The organism is Algibacter amylolyticus (assembly GCF_014202225.1).
GTDB classification, from domain to species: Bacteria; Bacteroidota; Bacteroidia; order Flavobacteriales; family Flavobacteriaceae; genus Algibacter_B; species Algibacter_B amylolyticus.
The window spans coordinates 69,293-87,006 of record NZ_JACHGE010000006.1 but is presented as its reverse complement, the minus strand read 5'-3'; the positions used below and the strand labels follow the sequence as shown (position 1 = coordinate 87,006).

The 17,714-nt window shown below is 32.8% G+C and carries 13 protein-coding genes and 1 tRNA gene; 10 read left to right on the top strand and 4 right to left on the bottom strand.

What is annotated here, in order from left to right; translation table 11 throughout:
- Positions 1 to 18: 18 nt before the first annotated feature.
- From HNQ90_RS12310 to HNQ90_RS12275, 8 genes are all read left to right on the top strand, one after another.
- Positions 19 to 1,908: a RagB/SusD family nutrient uptake outer membrane protein gene (locus tag HNQ90_RS12310; RefSeq protein WP_172625865.1), complete on the top strand. Its 1,890-nt coding sequence runs from the start codon at positions 19 to 21 to the stop codon at positions 1,906 to 1,908.
- Between the two features lie 11 nt (positions 1,909 to 1,919).
- Positions 1,920 to 2,801, top strand: a complete 882-nt coding sequence (locus tag HNQ90_RS12305) for a hypothetical protein (RefSeq protein ID WP_144116335.1) — start codon at positions 1,920 to 1,922, stop codon at positions 2,799 to 2,801.
- 189 nt (positions 2,802 to 2,990) lie between these two features.
- Positions 2,991 to 4,532, top strand: a complete 1,542-nt coding sequence (locus HNQ90_RS12300; protein ID WP_241678353.1) for a sulfatase-like hydrolase/transferase — start codon at positions 2,991 to 2,993, stop codon at positions 4,530 to 4,532.
- Positions 4,533 to 4,563: 31 nt separating this feature from the next.
- Positions 4,564 to 6,819, top strand: a complete 2,256-nt coding sequence (locus HNQ90_RS12295; RefSeq protein ID WP_144116333.1) for a hypothetical protein — start codon at positions 4,564 to 4,566, stop codon at positions 6,817 to 6,819.
- Positions 6,820 to 7,050: 231 nt separating this feature from the next.
- Entirely contained in the window at positions 7,051 to 9,303 is a 2,253-nt protein-coding gene (locus HNQ90_RS12290; protein WP_144116332.1) for a hypothetical protein, read from the top strand.
- Between the two features lie 108 nt (positions 9,304 to 9,411).
- Positions 9,412 to 10,641: a CehA/McbA family metallohydrolase domain-containing protein gene (locus tag HNQ90_RS12285; protein ID WP_144116331.1), complete on the top strand. Its 1,230-nt coding sequence runs from the start codon at positions 9,412 to 9,414 to the stop codon at positions 10,639 to 10,641.
- A gap of 40 nt (positions 10,642 to 10,681) precedes the next feature.
- Entirely contained in the window at positions 10,682 to 12,817 is a 2,136-nt protein-coding gene (locus tag HNQ90_RS12280; RefSeq protein WP_144116330.1) for a beta-glucosidase, read from the top strand.
- 590 nt (positions 12,818 to 13,407) lie between these two features.
- On the top strand, positions 13,408 to 13,584 hold the full coding sequence (locus HNQ90_RS12275; RefSeq protein ID WP_172625864.1) for a hypothetical protein: 177 nt from the start codon (positions 13,408 to 13,410) through the stop codon (positions 13,582 to 13,584).
- Between the two features lie 243 nt (positions 13,585 to 13,827).
- Here the strand turns inward: HNQ90_RS12275 and HNQ90_RS12270 are convergent.
- A tRNA-Met gene (locus HNQ90_RS12270) sits at positions 13,828 to 13,901 on the bottom strand.
- Between the two features lie 133 nt (positions 13,902 to 14,034).
- On the opposite strand from HNQ90_RS12270, the gene HNQ90_RS12265 reads away from it, so the two are divergent.
- On the top strand, positions 14,035 to 14,430 hold the full coding sequence (locus HNQ90_RS12265; RefSeq protein ID WP_144116329.1) for an START-like domain-containing protein: 396 nt from the start codon (positions 14,035 to 14,037) through the stop codon (positions 14,428 to 14,430).
- A gap of 176 nt (positions 14,431 to 14,606) precedes the next feature.
- A complete protein-coding gene (locus tag HNQ90_RS12260; RefSeq protein ID WP_144116328.1) occupies positions 14,607 to 15,449 on the top strand; it encodes an aminotransferase class IV in 843 nt (280 codons plus the stop codon).
- Positions 15,450 to 15,480: 31 nt separating this feature from the next.
- On the opposite strand, the gene HNQ90_RS12255 is transcribed toward HNQ90_RS12260, so the two are convergent.
- The 3 genes from HNQ90_RS12255 to fmt form a co-directional block, all read right to left on the bottom strand.
- Positions 15,481 to 16,041 (bottom strand): YqgE/AlgH family protein, encoded by a 561-nt coding sequence (locus tag HNQ90_RS12255; protein WP_144116327.1) that lies wholly within the window; start codon positions 16,039 to 16,041, stop codon positions 15,481 to 15,483.
- Positions 16,042 to 16,162: 121 nt separating this feature from the next.
- Positions 16,163 to 16,435: an HU family DNA-binding protein gene (locus HNQ90_RS12250; protein ID WP_034040429.1), complete on the bottom strand. Its 273-nt coding sequence runs from the start codon at positions 16,433 to 16,435 to the stop codon at positions 16,163 to 16,165.
- 188 nt (positions 16,436 to 16,623) lie between these two features.
- Positions 16,624 to 17,571 carry a methionyl-tRNA formyltransferase gene (fmt, locus tag HNQ90_RS12245; RefSeq protein ID WP_172625863.1) on the bottom strand — a complete coding sequence of 316 codons (948 nt, stop codon included), beginning with the start codon at positions 17,569 to 17,571 and terminating at the stop codon, positions 16,624 to 16,626.
- Between the last annotated feature and the right edge of the window lie 143 nt (positions 17,572 to 17,714).

Here is a 17,714-nt window from a genome sequence, read left to right as displayed (position 1 = left end):
AAAAAAATAAAATTAAAGATGAAAAATACATTAAAGAATGGAATAATTCCTCTTATGCTTTTTGTAATTACATTGCATTCATGTACAGAAGAGTTAGATCAGGTAAATCCAAATGCACTTACAAACGAAAGTTTTTGGCAGAATACAGGTGATTTAAATGCGGGCTTAAATGCTGTTTATGCGTCGTTAAGAGATGAAAATATTATAGGTACTTTGTTTGAGCCTTATCGTACAGATGTAGCGGTACCAGGAACACAAAGAAATTTTACTTCAGGGAACCCTATATACGATCAAACATTTGATTTAACCACAGACGAAGTTCAAGATAAATGGGATGCTTGTTTTACCGGAGTCTTTAGAGCGAACCAAGTTATTGATGCTTATGAAGATTTAAAATCTAGTTTTGGAGATGAAAGTTCGCAAGATGCAGGAATAAGAATTGTTGCTCAAGCAAGAGCACTTAGAGGATATTATTATTATGTGCTTCATAATTCTTATAACAATGGTTCTTTACCATTATTTGCCACGGTTCCTGCAACGTTTGATGAGTTTCAAAAATCATTCTCTTCATCTGATGATATTAAAGAATTTTATAGAGAAGATTTGCAATATGGTTTAGAAAATTTACCAAAAACATATAATGATTGGGGCGATGTAGGTTCGGGTAACTTAGGACGAGTAACAGCAGGTTTCTGCGAAGCCTTAATTGCTAAAAGTTATATGAATGAAAATGATTTTACAACTGCAGAACCAATACTTTTAAATGTAATTAATAATTACAACTATAATTTAGCAGATAATCTAGAAAAATGTTTTACCGGAATTGATGAGTTTAATAACGAGTCTATTTTTGAAATTAATTATAAACAAATTGGCGTTGAGTTAGGTACAGACGAGAAAAATGTATCTCAAAGAATTTCATCAATACTAAATATAAATAGAGTTATTCAACCTTCATCTTGGATAACACTAAAGTATAGAGCAGAAAAACCAGATCCATTGGATGATGCAAATTATCTAAATAGAAATCTTTATGATAGAAGTAATGGAGACCTTATTGGTGTAGACGAGAATGTTTTGAGAAAGTATAGTTTCCGAATGGGTAATTCTATTTCTTCGGTAGATGATGTAGATTCTCCGATGTACGGTGTTACAACTGGCGAATATGGTATAAGTAGAAATGCTAGATCTCATGCTAAAGCTTCTCCTAATTTTTGGAAAAAATTTACAGGTTGGAATACTGAAAATGGTGGAGATGGAGAAGATCAAGACCCAAGTGTTGATGGTAGATCGGGTATAAATATCCCTGTGATTCGTTTAGCCGAAATTTATTTATTATATGCAGAATGTATGATTGAAAAAGGCGATTTAACCGAAGCTTTAAGGTATATAAATAGAATTAGAAAAAGATCGCATCTTATTTTATTAGGAAACGAAGGTATTGGCGAATTTTCTGGAAATTCTACTTACATGAATGATATTGATATGGATCCTGATAATGGAGAACAAACTGTAAATATTGATAATTTAAGAGAGCATTTAAGGTTTACAGAAAAACCATTAGAATTAGCATTAGAAGGTGTAAGGTATATAGATTTAAGACGTTGGGGAGTTTGGAAACAACAATTACAAGCCATTGCATTACCAGAATATGATGCTTTTAGTTATAGACAAAATATAAATGGAGCTAACCCTATAAGGTTTAGATGTTTTATTGTACCTACAGGAGAAGTACCACCGCTTGAAACGCTTAGAAATCCTAATAATATTGAAACTAATACAAATAGAAGAACTAAAGAAGCCCATTTAAAAGATCATTTATTAGGATCTCAAAATTTCAATGAAAGTTTGCATTCTTATTTCCCAATACCTCAAGATGAGATTAACTCTAATTTAAACTCAAATTAATTTTTATAATTATGAATAACATATTAAAAATTTTGTTTTTACTGCCTATTATACTTATTACTAGTTGTAATGAAGATGATTACGAAACACCGCCATCTTTTACGGACCTTTTTATTACAATGAGTTCTGGTGCAAATGAGGTTAGAGATTCAGAGGTTAATCAATTTTTCTCCTTTAGCGATATTTCCGCCGGAGCATTGGTTACCGAATGGACTATTCCAGATAATTCATTTTTTCTAGAAGGTCCAATACCGAACAATTTGCCTCATCACGATAGCTATATTAAAGAACCTGTAACTAATACTTCAAATGAAAAAACTGTTAGTGTCCTATTTAAAAAAGGTAATTCAGATACTCGAATAAAGTATTATGGTGAGTTTGCAGATTCTACATCTTACCGGTATAATGTTTTCGATGTAGAAACCAATACATCTATTGAAGATACAATTGCTACCGTTAATATAGACGGAAAATGGATTGCAGAACACGAATTTTCAATTGATGTGTATGATACCGTTGTAGCTAAACCGGAAATTAGATACTTAAATGAAACCATTATAGATTATGAAAATACATCAGTTGTAACATTAAATGTTGGTGATAAATTAATTATTGAGGATCAAAGTAATTTTGTGGAGAATAATAATGCAAGACCGCATTTTACAACATGGAAAGTTTTAACTAATGAAGAAAACGAGGAGGATAGAATTACAATAGATAGTCAATCACTAGATAGAGAAGGTGATTTTGAGAAAAAAGTTATAGACACAATAACGTTTAATACCATAGGTGATTATAAGATTGAGCTCTTATCTAGAAGGTCTCGTACCGAAACATTAAATGAAAGTAGCGATACTTTTATTATTCCAACTACTTTTAATGTCGAGCCTTAGGAGTTGGTGTATTTAACTTAGCATAGTTAAATAAATAGCAACAACGCAATGATTTTTTTTGAACACCTTCTGTTTTAAGGTTAGTGATTTTAAGGTGGTTGTAGAAATAAAGTAGTTGTTGAAGTTAATAATATAGATCATTGATACCAAAGGACAATAATCTAATTAATATAGAAAATGAAATCAAATATGAAAAAGCATATCTTATCCTTCCTTAATAAATCTTATTTGTTATTATGTTTTTTATTAGTCTTATCATGTAATAAGGCAAAAAATAAAATACAACAAACCGATAGCAAACCAAATATTGTCTTAATTTATATGGACGATCTTGGATATGGAGATGTAGGGTTTAATGGAGGCGAAATAGCAACACCACATATCGATAATTTAGCAAATGGAGGTATGGTTTTTGAAAATGGGTATGCAAGTTCGGCAACCTGTACACCAAGTAGGTATGCTCTTTTAACAGGGATGTATCCATGGAGAAAAAAGGATGCCAAAATACTTACAGGAACCGCACCTCTTTTAATAGATGAAAATCAAGAGACCATTGCTAAGGTCTTGAAAAAGGCAGGATATACTACAGGTATTGTTGGGAAATGGCATTTAGGTCTTGGAAATGGCACTTTAAATTGGAATAAACAAATTGCTTTGGGACCTAATCAAGTAGGTTTCGATCATTCCTATATAATGGCTGCCACTCAAGATCGGGTACCAACGGTATATATTGAAAATGGAAATGTAGTTAATCTAGATCCTAATGATCCTATAGAAGTGAGTTACGAAGAAAATTTCATAGGAGAACCAACAGCTTTAGATCATCCAGAATTGGTAGAAATGAAATGGCATCACACTCATAATAACAGTATTGTAAACGGGATTCCTAGAATAGGTTTTATGAAAGGAGGTACGAATGCTAAATGGGTAGATACCACCATGTCTAAAACGTTTTTAAAAGAAGCGCAACGTTTTGTCACAGATAATAAGGATAATCCTTTTTTTCTATATTTTGCTTTGCACCAACCACATGTTCCAAGAACTCCTAACCCAAAATTTGTTGGAAAATCTGGAATGGGGCCTCGTGGAGATGTCATTATGGAAGCAGATTGGACTATAGGTCAATTAATATCAACTTTAGAAGAAAAAAATATTTTAAATAATACCTTAATAATTTTTACAAGTGATAATGGACCAGTTTTAAATGATGGATACTATGATGATGCGGTTGAAAAGCTTGGTAGCCATAAACCTTGGGGGGAATTTAGTGGTGGGAAATACAGTCTGTTAGAAGCAGGAACTCATATTCCTTTATTAACCTATTGGAAAGGAAATATTGAGCCAGGTGTTTCTAAAGCCTTAGTCTCTCAATTAGATATATTAGCTTCTTTATCAGATTTAGTAGGTGAAAGTATTACTAAAACTGATAGTAAAAATTTACTAAGCACGTTTTTAGGTAAGAGTTCTGTTGGTAGGACAGAGCTAGTAATTGAGGCCATGTCTAAAACAGCACTTAGAAAAGATGAATGGGTTATGATTCCGCCTCATAAGGGACCTAAAGTAATGAAAAGCCAAAATATAGTAACGGGGAGTTTAGGCGATTATCAATTATATAATCTTATTAATGATATTGGTGAACAAGAAAATTTAGCCCAATCTAATGCATCTAAACTTCATGAAATGATTAAAGTATTTGAAGATATTAAAGGTGAAGATAAAAAAGAGAACTAATAAAAAATAAAATTTGCAAACTAAGATCTTTATGAAAACGAAATTAATTAAAATTAAACAGGTGTTTTTTGTAATTTTTATTACTTCTAGTTTATTTTCATCTTGTCAAGAAAAAAATTTTATTGAAACAGAACAAGAAGTTATTGATAACGAAACGCCAACAAATAATAATCCCGATGAAGAAATTTTAAATACTGATATAAGTGTTATAAATTTTGAACAAGGTGGACCTGTTGGAGGAGGATATCCTAATGTAGTAACTTGGGATCCCAATGAAGCAGGTAAAATTTATTTTGGATCAGATATAGGAGGTACGGGTAAATCAACTAATTATGGTAAAGATTTTGAATCTTCAGCACGAGGTTTAGGATACGAAGATTCACATCAAAAAATAGCAGCTCTTAACGCCATTGATGTAAATGGAAGTACTATAATTGTAGGAGGTACAGGTTTTAAGGGGGCTGGCGGTGAGGTTATTTCTTCATCTAATGGTGGAGAAACATGGAGTCATGATTCGTCCGATATTTCTTTTTCAGCACAAAATAGTAATGCACCATTGCCAACAGGACGTCCACGTTCTACAGACCCTAGTCTAATTCAATGGGTTAGTGGGGCAACTTGGGTGGCTGGCACCTATAAAGATGGTGTTTGGATTTCAACTAACAATCGAAATAGTTGGACCAGGTTAAAAGTATTTAATGGGGATGTATTTGTACGTGCTATGGCTATGTCTCCCGATGATGTGAATACGGTTTATGTAGGTTTATGGGGTGATAATTCATCTATTGAAAATAAAGGGTTATGGCGCATAAGTAATTTAGATAGTTCGCCTCAAGCAACAAAGGTATCAGGTATTCCAGATGTAGTTGAGTCCATAACCGTTTTAGGAAATCGTTTGTATTTGGCTTGCGGAAAATTTGGAGTTAGACGATTTGTTCCATCAAATAATAATCTTTCTGATATTACTGGAAATATAGGTAATACGGTTATGTCTACAGCTATACATGGTGTTGAAAGATCTTGGAATACCGATAGAGTTGTAGTTGGTACTGCTGAAGGTAATGGTGATATTTGGGTTTCAGAAGATAGTGGGTCAAGTTGGACTAATACTACGGCTTCGGGAGTATCGTTTAATCCATGGGGTAGTAATGAAAATTTAATTGTTTTTGAGAAACATGGTAATTGGGCATTAGGAGGCGCAAAATGTGATGTGGCAACAATTCAAATATCTCCACATAATCCTGATGCTTGGGTAGTTTGTTCTACTTCGGCAATTTGGACTACAGATAACGCAGGTAGTTCTTGGCGTCCAGCTAATGGGTTTCAAATTTTAACTTACCGTGATGTTGAGATTAGTAAAACTGGGGTTATTGCTGTTGCTAATGTAGATCATGATGTGTTATTGTCAACCGATCAGGGCTCTAAATGGACGGCAATAGGATTACAAAGCGTAACTACTGGTAATGGATTAAAGTTCTCACCAAATGGTGAAGAATTAGCCTTTGCGGTTAATGAACGAGATAATAATACATCGGATGGTAAATTTGGAATAGCATCAAGTCCTAACACGCCTTTATCTCCAGAAATTAAAGAAATTAGTAACACGGCTTCACCAAAGAGAATTATTGGTTCCTCTTGGGTACATCTTCCTAATAAAACAGAGCGAATTATTGTAGCTATTGATGATGGAGGTGTTAGGACCATAGATCGTAGTAATGGATACTGGTCAAATTGGACTATACGCAGTAACGCATTCATGGGTGCTCAAATTAATAATGGACTTAGATGTGCTGTGGAAACAGATGGAGCCTCAATTACTTTTATTTACGACAGACAAACTGGTGTATGGAGAACCACGGATTATGGTGAAACTTGGAGTCAAATTTTAACAACTACCGCAGGAAGTGATCAAGGTTATTTGGCTTATGATAGTGCTAACGATAATTTATATGTATCCACTCCAAATGAAGTTATTTTATTAAAAAATGCATCGACAGAGATTTCAACGTATAATTTATCGTTTCCAACTAGTAAACCAGGAGCACTAGCTTTAGATTCAGTTGGTCGTTTATTGGTGTATGCAGAGCCACTAATTGCAGGTAATTTTGATTGTGCGTTGTATTGTAATAGCAATCCAAGTACCGATAAAAATATGTGGGTTGATGTTGCAGATGAAACGTTTAAAAGAGTAGCACCACCAGTGACAGATATAGATATTTTAGAAAATCAGGTTGTTTTAACAACTTCGGGAAAAGGACTTCTCGTTTCTAAAAGTTATCCAAATTAATTAAATGTTAAAGTGTTGTTTTTTTAGGTAATTAGTAATGTATGGCTATGGCTCATTAGTACTTGTGAATGTAGGTTGTTTTATTTATCTAAAAGATAGTCAAATTTTTAAACAAAGAAACTTATAGTTTAAATAGATATTGTTACTATTTAAGATGATGGATTCAAATCTGTGTAACCGGCAGATTTAGAATGATTTATAAAATGTATACTAACTAACTAATATAATATTATGAAACGTTTTAAAAAAAATAAGCAGGTATTTTATTGTATTTTAACTCTTTCAAGTTTTTTCTTGGGGTGTCATGAAAAAGATTTTGTTTCCGAGGAAAATAATGAAAGTGTTTTATTAACCCAAAATACTTCATCTAATCTAATTTCGGGAACGATAGCTTTTGAACAGTCTGGACCCGTAGGCGGAGGATATCCTAATGTAGTAACCTGGGACCCTAATGATCCTAATAAAGTTTACTTTGGATCGGATATTGGAGGAACAGGTGTCTCAACTAATTATGGTAAAAGTTTTAAAACTAAATGTAAAGGGTTAGGATACCAAGATTCTCATCAAAAAATAGCTACTTTAAATGCTATTGATGTTAATGGAAGTACAGTAATTGTTGGAGGAACAGGCTTTAAAGGTATAGGAGGAGAAGTAATTTCTTCTACTGACAATGGAGATTCTTGGAACGTGGATTCTTCCGATATTTCTTTTTCCGCTCAAAATAGTAATGTGCCTTTACCAACGGGAAGACCGCGATCTACAGATGCAAGTTTAATTCAATGGGTAAGTGGTTCAACTTGGGTAGCTGGTACCTATAAGGATGGTGTATGGATTTCAACCAATAACCGTTCAAGTTGGACTAAGATAAATAATGTGTTTAATAGTGGTGCAGTTCATGTACGTGCTATGGCCATGTCTCCTAATGATCCTAATGCAGTTTATGTAGGATTATGGGGGGATGATTCATCTATTCCGAATAAAGGATTGTGGCTTATAAGCGGTTTAAATACTTCGTCGCCTTCAGGTACACAAATTTCAAATATACCAGATGTAGTAGAATCTATTGTTGTTTTAGGAAACCGACTTTATCTAGCATGTGGCAGATTTGGGGTAAGAAGATATGTGCCATCTAATGGTAATTTATCTGATATTACTGGTAGTATAGGTACATCAGTTATGTCAACTGCTATAAGTGGGTATGAGAGAAATTGGAATACTGATAGAGTTGTTGTTGGTACTGCAGATGGTGATGGAGATATTTGGCTATCCGAGGATAGTGGAACAACTTGGACTAATACGACAGCTTCGGGAGTATCTAATACACCATGGGATGGTACTCAAGATTTACTTGTATTTCAAAAGCATGGAAATTGGGCTTTAGGTAAATCCAATTGTGATATAGCCTCAATTCAGGTATCGCCACATGATAATAGAAAATGGGTTGTGTGTTCTACTTCAGCTATTTGGACTACTCATGATTCAGGAGTTACTTGGAAGCCTGCTAATGGTTTTCAAATCTTAACTTATCGAGATGTAGATATAAATCAGTCTGGTGTAATTGCAGTTGGGAATACAGATCATGATTTGGTAACATCTAGTGACGGAGGTGCTAATTGGTATTCTGCAGGACTAGGAGGTGTAACTACGGGTCATGGAATCACTTTTTCGCCTGATGGGTCGGAGGTGGCACTTGCCGCTAATGAACGGGATAATAATACTACAGCAGGTAAGTTTGGAATCGTTTCTTCACTTTCCTCATCTTCCCCAATTGTTGACGAAGTTACCGGTACACCTTCTCCTAAGAGGATTATAGGTTGTTCTTGGGTTGAGTTTCCTGGTGGAACTGAGCGTATAATTGCTGCAGTAGATGATGGAGAGATTATAACCTCGGATAGACCTTCAAACAGTAATAATTTTTCAACTAATTGGGTTTCACGTAGCACTCCAGCTTTTACGAACCTCCAATCTAACAATGGGCTTAGGTGTTCAGTGGTAACTAATGGTACTACAACTACATTTATGTATGATAGGCTAACTGGTGTTTGGAGAACGACAGATTACGGTGTGAGTTGGACTAAAATTCTAACGAAACCAGTTGGAAAAGATGAAGGTTATTTAGCTTACGATAGTTCCAATGATATATTGTATGTTTCTACTGATGAAGATGTATTTAGAATTGCTAATGCTTCAGTTGGAGGTTCTCCTTCTGAGGTTAATTTAAACTATCCAAAAGATAACCCAGGAGCAATGGCTTTAGATCCTAGTGGTCGTTTATTAGTATATGCAAGACCTGAAAATGCAAGCAATCCCGATTGTTTTTTATATAGACTTAACAACCCTCATAACACTCAAAATGGTTGGCTTGATAAAGCCGATGATACATTGAGAGAAGTAGCGGCAACAGCAATTGATATGAGCGCATCTGATGATTATATTGTTATAGTAACAGATGGTAAAGGCTTGTTAATTTCTTCTAATGATTAATATTAATACTTAAAAACAAACACCATAGTCGTTGTTATAAAATATAGCACTTATGTTTACTCTTATATTATGATATGTAACACTACAGTTAAATGGAATAAATTAATTATGAAAAAAATGAAAGCCTTATTTTGTATTTTTCTTTATTTACATTGTTGTTCAATAATTGGTCAAGTGCAAGAAATACCATTTAAAAATTTAAAAGCTTTTAATGGTAACACCCATGCTCATTCTATATTATCCTATTCTCATGGAGGTCATTTAAAACGTAGTTCGGGTTTTGTAAAAGGCGACAAGGTCTTGTTTACAGATTCACTTTTTTTAAGTCGACCTAAAAACAAGGAGTTAAAAGAAAACTGGGACCTGTTTCAAGGTTTACCCGAAAAACATTATGAAGAGGCTATTAAGGCCAATTACGATTTTTATTGTGTTACAGATCATTCACAAGAAGAAGCATTTTTTCCTAATGCTACAAATAATTCGTCATGGGCAATTGCTAAAAAACAGGCTGAAATAGCTTCTAAAAATAATTTCTCGGCGTTTATGGGGGTTGAACATTCAGAAAATGATAGCAATAATGGTAGAGGTCATTATAATGTAATTGGCTCGTCTTCTTATATTAATGCGATACGTCCAGGAATTGATATTCCATATTTTTATAATTGGCTTAAAGAGAATCCTAAAAACTTAACAACAGGAAACCCTGTAGTAGTAACCTTCAATCACCCAAATAAAGATCAATTTAATAACTGGGCATATCGTGATGATGAGATTACTGAATTAATAACGTTATTGGAAATAATAAACAACAAAAAACCTAAATATGATGGTTTTATTAATGCTTTAGATAAGGGGTGGAAGGTATCTCCTGTTGCGGGTATCGATAATCATAATTATACAGAAATTCCAGAAGCACAATCAAGAACTTTTGTTTTGGCTGAAAATAATTCACCAAGAGATATTTTAACAGCTATGCGAAAGAGAAGGACTTATGCCTCTTTTGACAAAAACTTGGAGTGTCGTTATTCTGTAAACGATTCAGTTATGGGGAGTACTATTAAGCAATCAAACCTATATAATTTAAAAATTTATATTAATGACCCAGATATAAATGATAATAGTGATAAAATATCTCAAATAGATTTAGTAACGCATCATGGAAAAGTAATAAAGTCTATTAAATCGGAAAATTTAAAGCATAAAAATTATTGGAATATTTCAGTTAAAAATAAAGAAATCGATTCGTATTTGTTTATTCAAGTTTGGGATAATCCCAATCCTAGTAACAATAATGTTTCACCCGTATCTTGGTTAGCACCAGTATGGATTTTAGATTAATACTAAAAAAAGATTTACGCACTTCAAAATCATATATAAAATGACCAACAATAAAATTATTCTCACATTATTAATAACTTTTTCTTGCTTAAGCTGGGGACAGACTAATACTAAAAAAGATGATGTTATAAATAATATAATTAATCAATTAACATTAGAGGAAAAAGTAAGCCTCGTACATGGTTTTATTTCAGATAGTATTCCTCTTCGTTTTGAAAGCGGAGGTATTCCTAGATTAAATATACCAACAATTAAAATGCTTGACGGTCCTGTAGGGTTAAGAGATTTTGATGAAAATCAAGCAACAACTTCGCTACCATCTACGCTTGCACTATCTTGTACTTGGGATACTGAAGCAGTTAGAAAATATGCTAATGTTTTAGCTAATGAAATGGTTTCTTTGGATAAGCAAGTTTTATTTGGCCCTGGAGTAAACCTAATGCGATCACCATTAGGAGGTAGAAACTTTGAATATATGGGCGAAGACCCTTATTTAACAGGAACACTTGCTAATGTTTATATTGATGAATTACAAAAACATAATATTGCGGGTTGTGCAAAACACTTTGTAGCTAACGATATAGATGGCTTAAGACATTTTATTAGTTCTAATTTAGACGAAAGGACCTTAAGAGAAATACATATGTTGCCTTTTGAAAAAATTATTAAAGAAACTAATGTTTGGACTATTATGGCTGGTAACAACCTTGTTAATGGTAAACACGTAGCTGAAAATGATATAATTTTGAATGATATTTTAAGGGGGCAATTAAATTATGATGGTGTAGTTGTAAGTGATTGGAGAGCCGCTTATTCTCCTTTACTTAGTTTTAAAGGGGGGTTAGATATGAGTATGGGCTTTTGTGCTTATGTATACGGTAATGGAGATTTATTACAATTAGTAAGGGATGGTGAAATTCACGAAAATGAATTAAATGAACGAGTTTTTAGAATATTAAAACTTTACGAACGCACCGGGTTATTAAATAATAATGAAAGGTCAGAATTAAATAAAGTTAATACGCCAGAACATAAAAAAGCGGCTTTAGAATCTGCAATTGAAGGTATGGTATTATTAAAAAACAATAATAATTTTCTGCCTATAAACGCTAAAAAGGTGAGCAAAATAATTGTAACCGGACCAGCCTTAAAACGTGTAGCTTTTGGCAAAGGGTCGAGCAAAGTGGATTCAGAATTTTCTATAACACCACTACAAGGTTTAATAAATATGTTTGGTAAGGACAGGCTAATAGAGGTTAAAAGTCTAGAAGACTTTAATCAAAAAGAACTTAATCAATATAAAAATTTTAACTATCCAGTTTTATATTTTGCAGAAGGTCAACAAGGCAGCGAAGGTCATGATATGAAAAGCATTTCATTACGTAATAATCAAAATAATTTAATAAAAAAGTGGAGTGCTATTTTTAATACAGCTGTTATAGTTCAGTCTGCTAGTACTTTTGAAACTCAAACTTGGGAAAGAGATGTCGATGCTATTTTATGTGCATGGTATTCTGGACAATCTACAGGTTCTGCCATTGCCCATATTTTAAGTGGTAAAGCCAACCCAGGAGGGAAGCTTAGTTTTACAATGGCTAAGCAGTTAAATGATTATGGAGCGCACACTTTAGAGACATGGCCACCTCGTGCAATTGTAGACCCTGCTCCGCTTAAAGCTTCTTTTATACCAGAAGAACGTTCGGTTTTGCATGGATATGATATGGATTATAAAGAGGGCGTATTAATGGGATATAGATGGTTCGATACCAAAGGAATTACACCAGCTTATGAATTTGGATTTGGTTTAAGTTACACTACATTTAAAATTACAGATTTTGAAATTCAAGTAATTAATTCAAATAAAAATAATCCTCAAATAAATATAAAAGGGGTAGTAACTAACACAGGTTCAACTAATGGAAGTGAGGTAGTACAAATATATGTAGGAGATCTTCAAAGTTCAGTTATCAGGCCTAATAAGGAATTAAAAGCTTTCGATAAAATTAAATTAGCACCTAATGAGAGTAAAGCTTTTTCTTTTAATTTAACAAATGAAGCCTTTTCTTTTTGGGATGTACAAACTCATGATTGGAAAATTGAGGAAGGAAAGTTTATACTATCTGTTGGAACATCTTCACGCCAAATAACTAATCAAGAAATTATAAGTTTAGACTAACCTTAACTGTTACTCTATTAAATAACTAAAATTGTATTTGAAATTTTAGTTATTTACTAGCTATTTGGTTTATATTTTTTTAGGGACTTACTATTTCATTTTATTTCTAAGATGTTAAAAATTATAATAGAATCAAAATTTTATCTGTGTATTTAGTATGTGAACTTTTGTTCACATACTTTTTAACTTTTAAACTTTTTTACAAAAGCCTCTTTATAGGTAACATTAGACTTTATAAAAATATTAGATGCATGTTTGCGAACTGTGCCATATGAAGTAAACATATTTTTGGATATTTTCTTTTAATTATCACACTTAATAATTTGAATAGCAATTTTAATCTCTCGATTCGTTAAATTATATTCTTTTGCAATATTTCGTTTTAGGATATACGTGTTTTTTAACCGGTATAAATAGCTGTTAATTTCCATTACCGTAACTAAAAAAAAGCCAAAGACACTAAGGGCTGAGTAATAGGTCGGAAATCTCCAAAATAGGTTAGTAACGGTAATAGAATTATTGATAATATAGCAGTAAGGACTAGGTAAGTTTGAATTTTGAAGTATCGTGGCCTTTTAGCTTCTTTTTTAATGGTCATAAAGAAATATATTAAAAAAAGATACTCAATAAAAGATGCAATAATTATTAGAGATTATGATGGCCCTGGATATGGAGTAATTACTCAAAACGAAAAGTCGGCCATAAAACAATTAGCACAAACTGAAGCCATTTTATTAGACCCTGTGTATTCTGGAAGAACGTTTTAAGGAATACTAGACCACCTTCAAAATAACAAAATTGAAAAAAACTCTAATGTGCTCTTTTGGCATACTGGTGGATTACCTGCAAATTTTTAATATTCCGAAGAACTTTTAAAAAGTAATAATAAGTTTTAATATCATTTGATGTCTTATGGAATTAAATATAATAAGGACTAAAAAAAGGGCATTTGTTGTACCTATAATAAAAAAGCTGAAGACGAATCTTCAGCTTTTCCTTTTAATACCTTGTAGCGAGAGCGGGGCACGATCCCGCGACCTCCGAGTTATGAATCCGACGCTCTAACCAGCTGAGCTACCTCGCCATAATTTAAGGCTGCAAATATAAAAACAAAATTGTACTACGCAAACAGAACTTGAAGAAATTATTATTAATTTTTCTTGCTTAACTTATCAATTTATGTATATATTGAGCATCAATAATATTAAACATAAATAATGGACGATAAAGTTAAATTTGAAATAGAGTTTCCTATTCAAGCTTCTCCACAATTATTATATCAATATATCTCAACGCCTTCAGGTTTATCCGAGTGGTTTTCAGATAATGTAAACTCTCGTGGTGAATTGTTTACCTTTATTTGGGATGATAGTGAAGAGCAAGCTAAGTTACTAAATAAAAAAAGCGGCGAACGTGTTAAATTCAGATGGATAGAAGATGAAGAAGACGGATCATCTTGCTATTTTGAAATTAGAATTCAAGTTGACGAAATTACTAAAGATGTCTCATTAATGATTACAGATTTTGCCGATGATGATGATGAGGTCGATGAGTCTAAAATGTTATGGACCAATCAGATTTCTAGCTTAAAGCAAGTGTTAGGTTCTGCTTAATAAATAGATTGTATTTAAAAATAAATAGAAAAACCTCGAAGCCTTTGCTTCGAGGTTTTTTCGTTTTATAAACTAGCTATTGTTTTTTATATATTTTAAGACTTCGTGGGATTGCCCCAAGCTATTTTATTTATATTTGTGGCGCTTTTAAAATAAGGTAGACATAATTTCTTTTTATGATAAATTTTAACGGAACAGTTTCAGAGAACAACACAATACTTTCAATTCAAAATAGAGGGTATGCTTATGGTGATGCACTTTTCGAAACAATAAAGGTAGTAAGTGGTAAAATATTATTTTGGGAAGACCATTACTTTAGGTTAATGGCATCTATGCGTATTATGCGTATGGAAATACCTATGAGTTTTACCATGGAATTTTTAGAAGCCGAAATTCTTAAAACCTTAGAGGCTAACAGTCAATTAAAAGTAACAGCACGAGTAAAATTACAAGTGCATAGAAACGAAGGCGGGCTTTATACACCAAGCACCTCAAATGTAAGTTTTATAATTTCTGTAAAACCACTTTCAGAAAACTTTTACTTGTTAAACGACGCGTTTTACGAAGTCGATTTGTTTAAAGATTATTACGTGTCACCTAGTTTGTTATCTACGCTAAAAACGAATAATAAGGCGCTTAACGTAGTAGGAAGCATTTATGCCCAGGAAAACAATTTAAACAACTGCTTATTAGTTAATACAAACAAACATGTGGTAGAAGCTTTAAATGGCAATGTGTTTTTAGTAAAAGGCAATACCATTAAAACACCACCATTAGCCGATGGCTGTTTAAAAGGAGTTATGCGTACACAACTAATTAATATAATTAAAACATTACCGGATTACCAATTGGAAGAAGATTCTATCTCGCCATTCGAAATTCAAAAAGCAGACGAAATGTTAATTACCAACGTTATTACAGGCATACAACCGGTTAGTAAATACAGGAAAAAAAGTTATGATAATGCGATAGCTAAGCTATTACTGCAAAAATTAAATGTAAAGATAAGATTGGGTTAGTCCTATATTAGGCTAAACAGAAGTTGAATTATTAATTGTAACTTGGGTTTTCTGGTGCATTAGACCAAATACTATATTCACCACCAAATTCTAACATTTTTTCTTTCCAAAAACTTTCATAATCTTTTTCTATAATGTTCTTTTCATAGGTGTTTTTGGATACTACCCACGAGTTGGCTTTTAGTTCATTAACTAACTGGCTAGTTTCCCATCCAGAATACCCCAGAAAAAACTTAATGTCATTTTCTTTTATAGTATCATTCTTAATAAGTTCGGCAACTTTAGTAAAATCTCCACCCCAATAAATACCTAACGAAATTTCAATACTATTAGGAATTAAATGTGGTATTTTATGAATAAAGTAAAGGTTATCTTGTTCAACAGGGCCGCCATTGTATACCTTAAACGTAGCTTCCACCTCAGGTATAAGATCGTTTATATTATATTCTAAGGGTTTGTTAAGTATAAATCCTATTGAACCTTCATCTGAGTGGTCTGCAAGGAGTACTATGGAACGATTAAATGAAACATCGCCAATTATTGCAGGTTCCGCAATTAATAGATCTCCTTTTTTGGGCTTTGTTGTAACCATATTTTGAGCAATTAATAATTAAATCTAAGATTTATTTATTTAAAATGCAACTCTTAATGGCAATATAAAAAAAAAGCCTCCAAAAAAATGGAAGCTTGTTTTTTTACTAAGAAGTAAATAATTAGTTTACTGCACTAGATAAATCAGATCCAGCTTTAAACTTTACAACGTTTTTAGCTTTTATTTTGATTGTAGCACCAGTTTGAGGATTTCTTCCTTCTCTAGCAGCTCTTTTAGAAACTGACCAAGATCCAAAACCTACTAAAGAAACTCTGTTACCTTTTTGTAAAGCACCTTCTATTTCAATAATTGCACATTCTAAAGCTTTTTTAGCAGCTGCTTTAGTAATTCCAGCGTGTTCTGCCATTGCGTCGATTAAATCTGTTTTGTTCATAATATAAAATTTAATTATTAATAATTCGGTTAAACATTTTTGTTAAATCCTTTACAAATTTATACGGATTCTTCAACCACACAAGTAACAGCAAGGGAAATACGTGGTTTTGTTAATAACTTAGGACATTTGTTAATAAAGGAAGCGTTATTTGTCGAGTTTTTAGTAAAATGAGTGATAATAAGGCTTTACAGCATTTTAGCATTTTCATTAAAAGTATAACCGTTTAAAAGCGACTTTATATCCATAGCGCGTTTACCCGGAAGTTTAATTTCTTTAATAATTATGTAACCATTTATTACTGCTACCTTTAGTTCCTTCTTTGTAGAAATAATCTTTCCAACCTCTAAATTATGTAGTTCTTTCTCTTTTTCTACCTTATATATTTTAATATCTAAAGCATCATCACCATTAAGTAAGGTACACCAAGCAGCAGGATAAGGCGATAGGCCTCTAATATGGTTAAAAATAGCATCCAAAGGAGCATTCCAATCTATCTTGCAGTTGTCCTTATTAAGTTTATAGGCCGTTTTAATATCGCTCGTGTCCTTCTGTTTAATAGTTTCAACGTTGCCTTTTTCAATAAAACCAACTGTTTTTAAAACCAACTCGCTTCCAATAGCCATTAGCGTATCATGTAAATCTCCAGCATTCTCATCTGGCTTAATAGCAATTTCCTCTTGCAGAATCATATCGCCAGTATCAATTTTCTCATCAATAAAAAATGTAGAAACACCTGTTTTTGTTTCACCATTAATTATAGCCCAATTAATAGGAGCCGCACCACGGTAGTTTGGTAGTAGCGATGCATGTAAGTTAAACGTACCATATTCAGGCATTTGCCATACCACTTTAGGTAACATTCTAAAAGCTACTACAATTTGAAGATTAGCATTAACCGCCTTTAGTTCTTCAATAAAACTATCGCTTTTTAAGTTTGTAGGCTGAAAAATTGTTAAATCTTGCGATTTGGCATATTGCTTTACAGCACTCTCATTAAGTTTTCTGCCACGTCCAGCAGGTTTGTCTGGTGCAGTAATAACACCAACTATATTATAATTATGTTCTACTAATGTTTGTAATGTGGCAACGGCAAAATCTGGCGTACCCATAAAAACAATTCTTAAATCTTTCATTTTTTTTCTTTTATATTTTAGCGTTACCCATAAAGGGTCGGGCTTTCCAATACAAGTCCTCGCACTTCCTTCGTCAGGCTGTGGGCTATCCTTTTCAATCCCTAACGCGGGTATGTTTGCTTAATTCTGTTTTTTTATTTGAT